At 47.8% G+C, this 13,529-nt stretch carries 13 protein-coding genes and 1 tRNA gene; 4 read left to right on the top strand and 10 right to left on the bottom strand.

What is annotated here, in order from left to right; all coding sequences use genetic code 11:
• Positions 1 to 5 precede the first annotated feature (5 nt).
• Positions 6 to 803 carry a hypothetical protein gene (locus tag EXU85_RS09380; RefSeq protein ID WP_142771831.1) on the bottom strand — a complete coding sequence of 266 codons (798 nt, stop codon included), beginning with the start codon at positions 801 to 803 and terminating at the stop codon, positions 6 to 8.
• Between the two features lie 619 nt (positions 804 to 1,422).
• Positions 1,423 to 1,496 (bottom strand) — tRNA-Ala (locus EXU85_RS09375).
• A gap of 150 nt (positions 1,497 to 1,646) precedes the next feature.
• On the opposite strand from EXU85_RS09375, the gene EXU85_RS09370 reads away from it, so the two are divergent.
• Complete coding sequence (locus EXU85_RS09370) at positions 1,647 to 1,901, top strand: GIY-YIG nuclease family protein (RefSeq protein WP_142771830.1); 255 nt, start codon at positions 1,647 to 1,649, stop codon at positions 1,899 to 1,901.
• Positions 1,902 to 2,024: 123 nt separating this feature from the next.
• On the opposite strand, the gene EXU85_RS09365 is transcribed toward EXU85_RS09370, so the two are convergent.
• The 3 genes from EXU85_RS09365 to EXU85_RS09355 form a co-directional block, all read right to left on the bottom strand.
• The gene (locus EXU85_RS09365; RefSeq protein ID WP_142771829.1) at positions 2,025 to 2,648 is read right to left on the bottom strand and encodes a C40 family peptidase; all 624 of its coding nucleotides are present in this window, start codon (positions 2,646 to 2,648) and stop codon (positions 2,025 to 2,027) included.
• A 67-nt stretch (positions 2,649 to 2,715) separates the two neighbouring features.
• Positions 2,716 to 4,875, bottom strand: a complete 2,160-nt coding sequence (locus tag EXU85_RS09360; RefSeq protein WP_142771828.1) for a Tex family protein — start codon at positions 4,873 to 4,875, stop codon at positions 2,716 to 2,718.
• Positions 4,876 to 5,080: 205 nt separating this feature from the next.
• Positions 5,081 to 5,272 (bottom strand): cold-shock protein, encoded by a 192-nt coding sequence (locus EXU85_RS09355; RefSeq protein WP_018620078.1) that lies wholly within the window; start codon positions 5,270 to 5,272, stop codon positions 5,081 to 5,083.
• Positions 5,273 to 5,572: 300 nt separating this feature from the next.
• Here EXU85_RS09355 and EXU85_RS09350 point away from each other — a divergent pair, with 300 nt between their 5' ends.
• Positions 5,573 to 6,364, top strand: a complete 792-nt coding sequence (locus EXU85_RS09350; RefSeq protein ID WP_210422455.1) for a M23 family metallopeptidase — start codon at positions 5,573 to 5,575, stop codon at positions 6,362 to 6,364.
• A gap of 255 nt (positions 6,365 to 6,619) precedes the next feature.
• On the opposite strand, the gene EXU85_RS09345 is transcribed toward EXU85_RS09350, so the two are convergent.
• The 4 genes from EXU85_RS09345 to EXU85_RS09330 form a co-directional block, all read right to left on the bottom strand.
• Positions 6,620 to 7,795 carry an acyltransferase gene (locus EXU85_RS09345; protein ID WP_168207765.1) on the bottom strand — a complete coding sequence of 392 codons (1,176 nt, stop codon included), beginning with the start codon at positions 7,793 to 7,795 and terminating at the stop codon, positions 6,620 to 6,622.
• A gap of 119 nt (positions 7,796 to 7,914) precedes the next feature.
• The gene (locus EXU85_RS09340) at positions 7,915 to 8,124 is read right to left on the bottom strand and encodes a hypothetical protein (RefSeq protein ID WP_142771825.1); all 210 of its coding nucleotides are present in this window, start codon (positions 8,122 to 8,124) and stop codon (positions 7,915 to 7,917) included.
• Between the two features lie 94 nt (positions 8,125 to 8,218).
• On the bottom strand, positions 8,219 to 9,685 hold the full coding sequence (locus tag EXU85_RS09335) for a CCA tRNA nucleotidyltransferase (RefSeq protein ID WP_142771824.1): 1,467 nt from the start codon (positions 9,683 to 9,685) through the stop codon (positions 8,219 to 8,221).
• On the bottom strand, positions 9,682 to 10,245 hold the full coding sequence (locus EXU85_RS09330) for an L-threonylcarbamoyladenylate synthase (RefSeq protein ID WP_142771823.1): 564 nt from the start codon (positions 10,243 to 10,245) through the stop codon (positions 9,682 to 9,684). Before EXU85_RS09330 ends, EXU85_RS09335 begins: the two co-directional genes overlap by 4 nt.
• Positions 10,246 to 10,405: 160 nt before the next feature.
• Here EXU85_RS09330 and EXU85_RS09325 point away from each other — a divergent pair, with 160 nt between their 5' ends.
• Positions 10,406 to 11,518 (top strand): AI-2E family transporter, encoded by a 1,113-nt coding sequence (locus tag EXU85_RS09325; RefSeq protein ID WP_142771822.1) that lies wholly within the window; start codon positions 10,406 to 10,408, stop codon positions 11,516 to 11,518.
• 89 nt (positions 11,519 to 11,607) lie between these two features.
• Here the strand turns inward: EXU85_RS09325 and EXU85_RS09320 are convergent, their stop codons facing one another.
• Positions 11,608 to 12,615 (bottom strand): nitrilase-related carbon-nitrogen hydrolase, encoded by a 1,008-nt coding sequence (locus tag EXU85_RS09320; protein ID WP_142771821.1) that lies wholly within the window; start codon positions 12,613 to 12,615, stop codon positions 11,608 to 11,610.
• A 190-nt stretch (positions 12,616 to 12,805) separates the two neighbouring features.
• Between EXU85_RS09320 and bshB1 the strand changes: the two genes are divergently transcribed.
• Positions 12,806 to 13,525 (top strand): bacillithiol biosynthesis deacetylase BshB1, encoded by a 720-nt coding sequence (gene bshB1, locus EXU85_RS09315; RefSeq protein ID WP_142771820.1) that lies wholly within the window; start codon positions 12,806 to 12,808, stop codon positions 13,523 to 13,525.
• The last annotated feature ends 4 nt before the right edge of the window (positions 13,526 to 13,529 follow it).

Genomic DNA, 13,529 nt, shown 5'->3' with positions numbered 1-13,529 from the left:
AGAAATCAGTCTTCTGTTATTCTTAATGTAGGATTCTGAATGCGATTTACTATCACGCGATTTTCGTATTTCCCCTTGCGAATGAACAGTTCAAAAGAATTTTCATTTTGTAGGTCTAAAGGGAGCTCTATAATAAATTGACCCTCATTGTTAGATTTTGAAACCTTAGAAGATTTAACCCAAAGATCAGCTCCACTTACTAGACGGTTGTATTGATTTATTACTGTACCAGACAAACAACATCTACTATTATCAGGCTCAACTATTAGAGTAGCATGATCTCCTTGTAATAATAAATCGGCAGTTCGGCTTTTATTTACAAACTGCCAACCTGTTTCACCAAGAATTTCAACTTGTACTGTATCATTTTGCAAGTCTGATGATATACCCCTAAAATAAGCACTTCCATGGCTATCTATTTTTTCTTCTCTAGGAGCATTACGAAACCTAATTTGAAGCATCCCATCCCTGATTGCCAATTGTTTTGATTTATCTAAAAGATAAATCGTAAAGTCAAATGTTTTATTTTGATGGCTGTAAAAATATATACTATATAACAGTAAAATTATTAATATAGCAAAAGAGCCTGTAGCTTTGATTTTAGCATTTTTATATGTGATTCTTCCACTAAGGACACTTGCTAGCATTGAAACACCAACGGCAAAAACTCCTGACAAAATAAAGTAAAATAAAGTTTTATCTATCTTATTCGATAAGGTGAAAATCGTAATGAGGCATAGGATAATCATTGTACTTCCTATATATAAAACGACAGGATTTTGCTTCCCAGTGGGATTACTCATAATTATACTTTTATATAGATTCAGTAGAGCTGATAGAATTTACCTAACTATTTCACAATAATTGCACACTAAAACGCCCCATATCAAATCGTTTCATGCCATTAAGTTACTGTATTATTAGCTTATTTCTATATTATAAGAAAAAGTTAAATCCCAATCATTGGCCGGGCTTTCATATTGCTTGAGAGAAGGAAAATTATTTATTTTAGGAATGCAGCTTACGAGGCCTATTGTTAATCAACGTTTGCAGTGTTGAGCCAAACGGCAAGCTATTCAAGTCTAAAAATGGCCCATTAGGTCCTTTACAGCGCAGCGTCGGTAGGTGCCCTAATGGGCCAAGTCATAAGCAGTCTAATCTAGAATTAACATTATGTTGACAATGCTGAATGGTGGCATTTCGGTTTGATGTATAATGATGCCACTTTCAGCTTTACAACTGGCTTTACCCCAACCAATTCACTTAGTAGAATCAGGAAATGTTCGCTCTAAAATATTTTTTATCTCTTTTGATTGATAAAATAGCCTATCCACTTACTCCATATCGCGGCTCAAAATAACCCAAACAAAAAGGCCGACACGTTTCCGTGTCGGCCTTCTATCGTTGAAAAGTGCAATGTTGTGGAGAATATCGGAGTCGAACCGATGACCTCTTCCATGCCATGGAAGCGCTCTAGCCAGCTGAGCTAATCCCCCGTTTTGTGGGTGCAAATATGAGGAAAAATTTGATGCTCCCCAAACCGAAACCCAATTTTTTTAAGCTATCCCACATACTTTCCCGTATACACAGGTTAAGTTTGTTTTGTATTATCATTTGTGTAGATTTGACAATAGTCCCGTAATCGCATGCATACCGTTTATATTATCTACAGTCCCACCATCGACCAGTATTTCATTGGTCAAACCAAAGATATCCGAATTACCTTGTGGCAACACAATGCAAAAACGAATCCAGCCACAGCGGAGGGTAAACCCTGGGAAGTAAAATTCACCCAGCAATTTGCCACCCGAAATGAAGCCCTGAGTCTGGAAATGAAACTGAAGAAAAAGGACCGCGCCCACTGGGAAGAACTCATTAACAGTGCTCAACCAGCCGCCTAACGTCCTGATAATACATAAAAAAACCGCCTGAACGGCGGTTTTTTGTTTTTCTGTAGTGCCAACCGTCCCGGTCGGGCGTGTAGTTAAGCATTCTCACCCGACCGGGACGGTCGGCACTACATGTCAAAATGGCCGCAAGGCTTTCACAAAACGACCTTTGAAATAATCGGCGTACAGATTATCCTCCCGAACACCGCGTGACGAGGAGGCATGAATGAACCGGATGTTTTGTTGGCCGTTCACTTCCGTTACGATACCCGTATGCGATACGTAACCCGCCTGGCCCTTGTCGGGAACGAAAAAGATTAAATCGCCGGGCAGGATTTCAGTTACTTCCACCTCGTGCCCCACTTCCGATTGTTGCCACGAGATCCGGGGCATTTTCAGGCCCACTGTGTTGAAAACAGCATAGACTAAACCCGAGCAGTCGATACCATCCGTCGTGTTGCCTCCCGAGCGATAAGGCGTGCCCGTATAGGTACGGGCAATCTTGACCACTTCCGGCACATACCGGTCTTCGTAGGTACGACCATCAACTGTTTTACCGGCGGGTTTGGCCGGAACAGCAGGCGGACGCGCCGGTGTTTTACCAGTGGGTGTTCGGCGGGCAACAGGCCGGGTTGATGACGGGCGACGACTAACAGATGGTCCGGAGGAACGTAGAGCCTCACAGGCAGTAAGCGTCGAAAGTAGGCAGGCACTCAGCAGTACGGGATGGATCATCTCCCGGAGCCAGCGTTGTTGCATACGGAATGGGATTAGGGTAATAAGTGCCCTTATGTAACGCAAAAGCACATAACAACAATGCAACCTATTAAAATTTCATGGATAAAGCAATGCGTTTCCGTGCCTTATCTACTTCCATGACCTTAACTTTTACTTTCTGGTACACCTTAACAACCGTTTTCGGGTCCGAAACAAAGTGATTGGCCAGTTGCGAAACGTGAACCAGTCCATCCTGCTTAACACCAATGTCGACAAAAGCCCCAAAGGCTGTGATGTTCGTAACAACACCATGTAGCACCATGCCCTCGTGCAAATCATCCACAGAACGAACACGGGCATCGTACTCAAACACCGACAATTGTTCACGTGGGTCACGGCCCGGCTTGGCGAGTTCAGTCAGAATATCACGCAGGGTTGGTAAACCAACATCGGTTGTTACATAGCGTTCGGGTTTGATCTGCTGGCGTAACTCGGGCCGGTGAACGAGGTCGGTAACGGTACTGCCCGCATCGGTAGCCATCCGCTCAACCAGGGCGTAGCGTTCGGGGTGAACCGCGCTATTATCCAACGGATTTTTAGCGCCTTCGATGCGTAGAAAGCCCGCACATTGCTCAAAGGCTTTCGGCCCCAGCCGAGGTACTTTCTTAAGTTGATCACGCGACGTAAAAGCGCCGTTCTCGGCCCGATACGCCACGATATTCCCCGCCAGTTGTGGGCCCAGTCCCGACACGTACCGGAGCAGATACGCGCTGGCGGTATTCAACGATACGCCTACCTGATTCACGCAACTTTCCACCACGGTATCCAAACTGGTTTTCAAATCGGTCTGGTCCACATCGTGCTGGTATTGCCCAACGCCAATGGATTTCGGATCGATTTTCACCAGCTCAGCCAGTGGGTCCATGAGTCGACGACCAATGCTCACAGCTCCCCGTACGGTTACGTCACGGTCCGGAAACTCCTCACGCGCAACTTCCGAGGCCGAATAAATAGACGCCCCCTGTTCACTCACCATGAAAATTGGTAAAGCTTCGCCCGATGCATTCGTCAGATTCAAGCTCTGCACAAATTCCTCCGTCTCACGACCGGCAGTCCCGTTCCCAATGGCAATGGCACCAATCTTATGCTGGCTAACCAGTTTCTGAACCGTCTGCGCTGCCTGCTGCCGCTGATTTTCCGACTGAGACAAATACAATACGGTATCCGTTAACAGATTTCCCTGGGCATCGAGGCAAACGGTTTTACAACCCGTTCGGTAGCCAGGGTCGATAGCCAGAACGCGTTGCTGGCCAAGTGGTGGGCTTAACAGCAGTTGGCGTAGGTTATCGGCAAAGATTCGGATTGCTTCCATATCCGCTTTTTCTTTGGACAGGTTGGCAAATTCCGTTTCGAGGGAAGGCTTGAGCAGGCGTTTGTAGCCATCCCGAATGGCCAGCGAGACCTGCTCTTTGCAAACTGGCGTACCCGATCGGTCGGCAACAAACTGCCGTTCGAGCCGTTCGATAGCCGCTTCTTCATCGGGACCAATACTCACGTTTAAAAATCCTTCTGACTCACCCCGACGCAGCGCCAGCAGGCGGTGCGAGGGTACACGCCGGAGGGGTTCAGCAAAATCGAAATAGTCTTTAAACTTTACCCCTTCGGCATCTTTCCCTTTTTTAACGACCGATCGAACAATAGCCTCCCGCTCGAACAGGTTACGAATGCGCTGACGGGCATCGGCATCTTCACTGACGCGCTCGGCCAGAATATCACGCGCACCCTGTAAGGCATCCGCTATCGTTGGAACCGCATCCGACAAAAACCGTTGAGCCGTTCGTTCGATGTTGGGTTCTCTTTGGGAAATTATCACGTTGGCAAGTGGCTCCAGACCGCGCTCAATGGCAATGGTAGCGCGGGTTTTTCGCTTTTGCTTATAGGGCAGATACAGATCTTCGAGGTCGATGAGCGAATCGGTAGCTTCGAGTTTCCGGCGCAGTTCGGGCGTGAGTTTACCCTGCTCATCAATGGATTTAAGAATAGCCTCCCGGCGTTTATCCAGCTCCAGCAATTTCTGGTAGGCTTCCTTGATCTGGCCGATCTGTACTTCGTCGAGCGGAACACCAGTTGCGGAAGCAGTCGCTTCTTTTCGATAGCGGGCAATAAAGGGAACCGTTGCTCCGCCATTGAGTAATTCGATGGTGGCGGCTACCGACCGGGCATTCAGGCCAAGCCGGGCTGCTACACGTTGTTCAGGTAATTGGGTCATTGATTGTCAGTAGTGGTCATTAGTAGTCATCAATGGCCATTGATAGTTGCCAGCTTGAAGGACAACCAATGCCCACAAATGACAATCGATGACTACTAATGCCTATTTGTTTATGACCGCAAAAATGGCTCTACGAACCGACAGGGCAAAAAAAAACATGCCATATGGCATGTTTTTTACAACGGTTTGTCTTTATATCTTACAATTAAGCTATTTCGACGTTTACGGCATTTAAGCCTTTCTTACCGCGTTCGACATTGAACTTAACTTTGTCGTTTTCACGGATTTGGTCGATGAGACCGGAAGCGTGTACAAAAATGTCTTCGCCACCTTCATCAGGTTTAATGAAGCCAAACCCTTTGGTTTCATTAAAGAATTTTACAGTTCCTGTTTGCATTGTATTGTTTTAAATTTGGGCGAATAACGACACGAAAAAACTTATATCCAAATGTATTTGCAATTTTTCTTGTACGCGCTAAACTTTTTTTTCAAAAACCCAAATAACTTCGCAAAAGTGCTCACTCAGTGACTTCAAGGCACTAAGTGCGTCTTTCAGGAACCAAATTTAGAAGCTGTTTGCGCTCATTGCGTTGACCTTACCACAAGTCATCATTTGATAGGCCTATCACGCTACTTTGTGTATTTTTGGCCACTTAATCGAAAAAACAGCGTAGTGAAGATTGACGTAACTTCGTTCATGCGAGTAGTAGGAATTGTGGGGGCATTATTAATTGGCGGGCTGAACGCGGCTTCGTCGCAGGTCGTTATCAGCAATTCCGACGACCCCACCCTGTACACCTATTGTCAGCAATTCCAGACTCTATACACCCAAATCCGGGAGCAGTCGATCACCCCCGATTCGGCCCGGCTGCAATTCAGCGGTATTATGCAACGTTTGCAGGCGCGGTTTCGCAGTATGGAGAGTTACCAGCAGGATTCGCTCCAACGGGATAGCCTCCGCCGAACCGGTTTGTATTTTTCATTTCCTATTCGGGGTTATTCAACCAGTGCCATCGGAGGTTCGCATGGCGAAGGCTACCGGGGAACAGGATTCGATCTGTTCGATTATAACGTTCGGGGAAGTCACCCTGCTCAGGACATTTTTATCAGCGATAAGAATCAGGATAACATCGACGATAAAACGGGCAAACCTGTTGATATCCTGGCCATGAGCCGGGGACTCGTACTGGCAATCGAAACCGATTGGAAACCCGGTTCTGATTATCGGGGGGGCAACTGGATCTGGGTATACGACCCCACCCTTCATGGCTTGTTCTATTACGCGCACAATAGCGAAGTAGACGTATCGCCGGGCCAATGGGTGCACGCAGGTCAGAAACTAGCCGAAATGGGCCGATCGGGCTTCAATGCCTACAAAAACCGCTCACCAACGCATTTACACCTGATGTATCTGCAAATTCAGCCCAACGGTCTGCCGCAGCCCGTGAATACCTATCCCTGGTTGTTGACTGCAAAAACAACTTACTAAAAAGTCAGAGCAAAAGTCGTAAAGTCATTGACCTATAACACCTATGCCGTAAGTGAACTTCGTCTGACCAGGCTACTACTTAGCCAGCTTAAGGCAACTCTGTTCTCGCTTGGCTACGCCGAGTGAGGGCTATCAGGTTGAACGGCCTCTGGCCGGAGTAACACGTTAAAAACGGGCCAGAGGCCCTTGAACTAATAATCCTCACTCGGCGTAGCCAAGCGAGAACGGAGCTGGTCGGGGCTTGCCGATAACGTCTCACAAAACTTGAGTCGCCAGCTGATTTCTTCTGACCCAACTGCTACTGAGCCAGCTCAAACTGATTGAGACCAAAAACACGATCAGGAATTTACCAATAACGGGTAAGCCAGCTCCCAGCAAGGCAAACTGCGCCCAGGTGATAAATGGGTAATGCAGGATATAAATCCCATAGGCATTAGCCGATAAACTCGCCCAGCCCTCGTTCGGTTGAGTAATGTTCTGTTTGAAGACAGCTAAGCAGGCTCCCATACTGGCCAGGCAACTAACCACAAAGAAGACATCATACAGGCAATAGCCCGCGGTAGAACTAAGTCTACCCTGCTTAACCCAATCTGCGCCAAGACCTGAAACAAACACGACCAAAAGGTAGCAAATCAGGCTGGCCAGCAGCCAGAACGCCCAGCCTTTACCAAATAACTTTCCGCTTCGGAACAGGTAGCCTTGCCAGTCTGTGCTTCCCAAACAGGCACCCAGCAGGAAAAATAGCAGGTAAAAGAAAAGCCGGTTGAGTTGAAAATCAAAAGGTCCCCAATTACCTACCCAGGTGTACTGTCCTACCCACAAGCTAAGTGGAATCAGCGAAATAGCCGTTAGGCCGTAGATGATCACACCAAATTGAACAGGTTGTTTGCTCAAGCTTTCCAGCTTATTGCCCAGTGTTGAAAAAAAGGACGGGCTTATGTTGAAAATAAGCACGGCAACCCCGTCAAATGCCAACAGGAGCCAAATAAACCAGGGCGGCCCTACCGGCCATTGTTGCTTACCAATGTAATCCTCAACAAACGTAAAGAGGTCTGTTGAATGGGTAGCCACATAAAACGAAGGGACATAGGCCAGTGGAATGAGCAGCAGTTCGGCTATCAGAAACGGGACGCCCAGCCGGATGAACCGATCAGTCAAATATGCTTTTATTCCTTTTTTGCGAAGCCCCCGATACACAAACAGCCCACTGATTAAAAACATCAGGGGCATAAAAAACAGATCGTTGAACCCAATAAACCTATCCATGCCCAACCAGCGGCTATCATCTACAATAGGCGCGGTCGAGTAGATGTAATGGGTGGGATCAAAATAGGCAAAAGTAGGGTAAGCCAGCGCTGCATGATGAGCCAGGACTAACAGGGTAACAAACGAACGCAAATAATCAAGCCAAACCGCTCGAGAGCTACCCATTTCCATAATCTTCAGCAATAAGAATGATCAAATGAAGGATTGGAAAATGAGCGATACGTTGCATGAACAAATCGTTTCAGCAACTTCGCTGGTGAAGCTTCGGCAGTTGTTGTGCTCTTTTACGATTCACGAACCAGATTGACTCCCGTAATCAGGAAAATCATACCGACAATGAAGGGCGCTGCGGCTTCGGCCTTTGAGATACTCATGCCGAGTACCGGCTTGCCATCGGATAGAAACGCGATCAAGGCAAACAGAACGACAACGACACCCAGAATGGTGAGGGATGCGCCAAAGAAGCGCCGAAAATTAGTATTGTTATTCTCCATGAGATGAATTGTTAATGGATAAGTTAATGGATAATGTGTAATGAATAATGGAGTGTTATCGTGCTCATTTTCATTATGCATTGTTCATTATACATTATCCATTTTTAACGGTTATTGGGGTTAATCCGCGTTTGCGGCCTTCTTCTAATAAAAATGGATAGGCGGTATCGAACGAGTTGGGAATAAGCCCATCCAGAATCGCTTCACGCAGTACAGTTTTCAGTTCACCCACTTCCTTCGAGGGAGGGAGAGCAAATGTTTCCATGATCAGTTCGCCTGTAATAACCGGCTGAAAACTACGCAGTTTGTCCCGTTCTTCAAGATCATGTAGCTTTCGCTCAACCCGGTCGAAATTGCGCAGGTGCTTCTGTACTTTTTCGTAATTCTTCGAGGTAATGTCGGCACGACAAAGTGCCATCAGTCCCTCTAAATCATCGCCCGCTTCAAACAGAAGTCGGCGTAGGGCAGAGTCGGTGATTTGCTCTTTGGTGAGTGCAATGGGTCGTAAATGCAACCGCACGAGTTTCTGCACAAAACGCATGTGTTCGTTTAGTGGCAGTTTCATGGTACGGAAAATACCGGGGACCCAACGGGCGCCCATATCTTCATGTCCATGAAAGGTCCAGCCCACCTTAGGGTCGAAGCGTTTGGTAGCCGGTTTGGCAATATCATGCAATAAAGCAGCCCAACGTAGCCAGAGTTCATTTTCCGGCGCAACTACTTCATGCGTTGACTTGGCCCGATTAGCAACGTTATCGAGCACTTGCAGGGTATGGTAAAAATTATCCTTGTGCCCCTTCCCTTCAATGGTTTCAACCCCTTTCAGAGCGATCAGTTCCGGGAAAATCCGCTCCAGTAAACCCGCATGATATAGTAACTTGAACCCATAGGAAGGCGTAGGCGACAGAATGATTTTGTTCAACTCATCGGTTACCCGCTCCCGCGACACAATGGTGATCCGCTCATTCATTTGCACAATTGCCTCGAACGTATCCGGCTCGATATCGAATCCCAACTGCGCAGCAAACCGAATAGCCCGCATCATGCGCAACGGGTCGTCGGAGAAGGTAATACCCGGTTCGAGGGGGGTACGGATTAGTTTGCGCTTGATATCTTTCAGGCCATCGAATGGGTCGAGGAGTTCGCCGAAATCAGTAACAGCCAGGCTAATACCCATGGCATTAATGGTAAAATCCCGGCGATTCTGATCGTCTTCCAGCGTGCCGTCTTCTACAATTGGCTTGCGCGATTCGCTCCGGTAGGATTCTTTCCGGGCACCCACAAACTCAACCTCCCATTCATCCGCTCCCTGACCGGCTCGAAGCATGGCGGTACCAAAATTCGGGAACACCGAAACATTTGTCTGAAGAGCTTTTCCAACAGCTTCAGCCAATGTAATACCACTTCCGATGCACACCACGTCAATGTCTTTCGATGGGCGCTCCAAAACCAGATCGCGCACAAAGCCGCCTATGACATAGGCCCGCAAACCGAGGGCATCGGCCTGGCGGGCAATGGTGTCAAAAACCGGATTCTTATGTAAGGTTTCGCTGAAATTCATTTCCGTATAAAACTAACCTCTCCATTCACTTTCAACCGCATAATGCGTGGCCGTTTAGGCATACCGGGGAGGGTTCCGAACCGGATTGTAACCAATACTTCGGCAGCTGGCGGTAATACTAACGACTCTAATGGAATCGTGAGCAACCCTCGTCCAAAGCTACCGATCAGGCGTTGCACATCGGCGTTTAAACACCGCCGAACTGCTATTTCCTCGTTTGTGCTTCCACTTGTGCTAGTCGATTCTGCTAACGCTTTCCAAAACACCGGCGACAGGTTTTTACCCTGATCGAAAACAACAGTTAATGGATTTTCGGCAAACTCAACCAGATCGTAGGCCACATCGGGCAGCTTGCCCACATAGAGGCCCAGTTGGTCGGCGTTATGGATCAGCACCGTTGGTTGCAACCCATTGGGCATTGTGCTCAGGAGGGTCATAAGCTGACCAATGGCCGCATCATTAACGGGGTCGGCAGCAATAGACCAGCCGGTTTCATCGGCAATGGCAATCAGTTGCCCCTGCCGCAGTTGAAAAGCGATATCGCGAATACTAAGAGTCATACACTAAACAAACCGCAAAAATACGGCAAGTTTAGCGAAAGACGGCAGGTCTGGGAAAGATGAGCCAAACGTAACCTAAGAAACAAAATGGGAAATGGAATGTTGAGTGTCTGATTAATCGACTTCACTAAGTAAATTCACTCAGTTCATTTCGCACTCTATGTCCGCAGAATCGCGCCCGCATTACCACCAATTTTCTCACTCGTTGCTTGCTCTGGCTATTCTGACAGCCGGAATTTATTTAGGGCAGGATATTCTGGTGCCGCTTGCGATGGCCGGTCTGATTGCGGTTCTTCTTCGGCCTATTGAAAACCGACTTGTTCGGTGGGGTATTCACAAAGTCATTGCAATTAGTCTGGCGCTATTACTAGCTATTGTTGTGGTATCAGGTATAACGATCCTGATGTCTATGCAGCTATCCGACTTTGCCGATGACTTGCCTAAAATTCGCCAGAATCTAAATGATTTTTTCCTTGATGTGAAGCGGTGGGTTCGTCGCGAATACAATGTCAGTTACCGGCAACAGGATAAGTACCTTCAGAAAGCGCAGGCACAAACCCTCGACAGCTTACAAAGTTCAGATACACTTGGCTTCATTACCGGGCCACTGGGTACCTTAACCCTGATCCCGATTTACGTCTTTCTACTGCTTTATTACCGAACCATGCTCCTGCATTTTGTGATTGTTCTTTTCTCAGAGAAACATACGGAACGCGTACGCGAAGTGCTGGGCGAAGTGAAATCGGTCATCCAGAGTTATATGGTTGGGCTACTTATTGAAACATCCTGTGTAGCCGCGCTTAACTCCATTGGCCTGCTTATCCTGAATGTACAATATGCTGTCTTACTGGGCATTATGGCGGCTATCCTCAATCTAATCCCCTACATCGGTGGCTTAATCGCAACGCTATTGACCGTGCTGATCACCTTCAGTAACAATCCAGAACTATCGGTCATTTTGGGCGTTATCGGCATTTTTCTGCTCGTACAGTTCATCGACAACAACGTGTTCGTACCGCTTATTGTAGCCTCTAAAGTACGGGTCAACGCCCTAGTTTCTATTGTGGGCGTGCTCATTGGCGGAGCACTGGCGGGTGTTTCGGGCATGTTTCTATCGATCCCGGCCATTGCCATCATGAAAGTCGTATTTGACCGGGTCGACAGTCTACGTCCCTGGGGTGTTCTATTGGGCGATCAAACACCCGAAGACACCGGTAGCAATCTGTTTCGACTACCCAAGCGCCGACGAAAGCCGAAGGTGGTTGAAGAATAGGTTCGTAGTTCGATGTTTGAAGTTTGAAGTTGGCTGACGCGAAAGCAACTGTGCGTCAGCCAACTTCAAACATCGAACTTCAGACTGTATCAACTATATAGTTTCTTAATCACTTCCTGTTGAGTACGCATAAAGTGTTGGCGTTCGGCGGGTTGGCCCAGGAGTGTATCGGGGGGATAGCTCCTGTGATTTGCGTAGCTTTCGGCGTATAGTTCAAACCGTTGGCGGGCCAGCAGATTTCCCATGGCTGGTCGTTGCCGGAATTCACGCAGGGCTGCCAGGTCAATATCGGCATTGGCCACAATGCTTTCACCATAAGCGGCTTCGGCCAGTACAATCCCTTTGGGATCAATAATTTTAGAGCCGCCATCGGTCGTACCGCCCGGAATGGGGCTTCCCACTAATCCACCTGAATTAGCCGACACCACATAGGCCATATTCTCAATGGCTCGGGCTAGTTTTGCTATATTCTTCTGCGTCATGAGCGGGCTACTAGCCTCCGAAGTCGAGTGGATCAGTACTTCAGCCCCTCGCATGGATAAACAACGAGCTACCTCAGGATACAGGATATCCTCCGAGGCCATGCAGGCCAGATGACCAATGTTGGTTTTGACCACCGGAAACAGGGAATCGTATCCATAGGCGTCTAAGTACAAGTCCCAAACGTCATGCGGAGTCGGGATAAATAGGGCATTCAGGCGTCGATAACGGAGTAGTACGTCACCGTTTGGCCCCATGATAAAACTGGTCTGGAAGTATAGCTCCGGAAAGAATGGGTCCTGTTCGTACACATTCCCCGAAAAGTAAACTTGTTGCCGTTGCACCATAGCACTGATGGCCTCATAGATGTGCCCATCAATCTCCAGTGCAGCCTTTTCTCTCCATTGCTCAACCGTTTCATCAATAGGTGACCCTGTCAGAAAGGATTCCGGTGCTACCACAAGCAATGTCTCACGCCCAAGTAAGCCAACCGATGCGGCTAGTTGTCGTTCAATCCGCTCAATAGTTTTGAGCATTACGGCTTCAGCCTCATCGCGGGTTTTGCAGGAATTAACGGTTTGACAGGTTACTTGAAGGGCCAGGGCTTTGTAAGACATAGGTTAAGTAGCGTCAGGTGATTTAGTTGTTGGGACGCCAAAATAAGGCGTTTCCGCGAAATAATCGCCAAGAGGCCATTTTGGGAAATTTGAGGAACGAATTATCAAGCTGGTTGATTATTCAATTCGTGGTGTCGGATTCTCAAAACACCACTACCTTAAACAACAATCACTATACAATCAAAACCACATGACTGTCGATGTTCTGGCCATTGCGGCCCATCCTGATGATATTGAAATGACCTGTGCCGGCACCGTTCTTTCGCTGGTTGCCCGAGGAAAAACCGTAGCGGGTGTCGATCTGACCCGTGGCGAGTTAGGTACGCGGGGCACGCCCGAAATTCGGGCGCAGGAGGCTGCCGAAGGTTCACGTATCATGAAATTAGTGGCCCGTGAAAATATGGGTTTCCGGGATGGGTTCTTTCGAAATGACGAAGAGCATCAGATGGCGCTGATTCCCATTATCCGGCACTATAGACCCACAATCATACTCACCAATACTCCCGACGACCGCCATCCCGACCATGGTCGTGCTGCCGAACTGGTTGCCGAAGCGTGTTTCTATTCCGGTCTACGTCAAATTAAAACGGTTGGTAAAGATGGGCAGCCGCAGGAAGCCCATCGGCCTATTTATGTCTATAACTTCATCCAGGATCGGTCGCTCACGCCCGACTTTATCGTAGATATAACACCCTACTGGGAACAGAAACTAGCTGCCATCAAAGCCTATAAAAGCCAGTTTTTCAACCCCGAAAGCCCTGAGCCACAAAGCTATATTTCTGGTGAACCGTTCATGAAGTTTCTGGAATCCCGCACCCGCGAGCATGGCCACATGATTGGCGCCGAATTTGGCGAAGGCTTCATCAGCAAACGAATGCTGGGCGTTCAGGATTTGACGGCGCTGGTGTAGTGAA

It is taken from the genome of Spirosoma sp. KCTC 42546 (genome assembly GCF_006965485.1).
Classification (GTDB): domain Bacteria; phylum Bacteroidota; class Bacteroidia; order Cytophagales; family Spirosomataceae; genus Spirosoma.
Note: the sequence above shows the minus strand (reverse complement) of the source record. Positions and strands in the feature narration are given on the sequence as shown.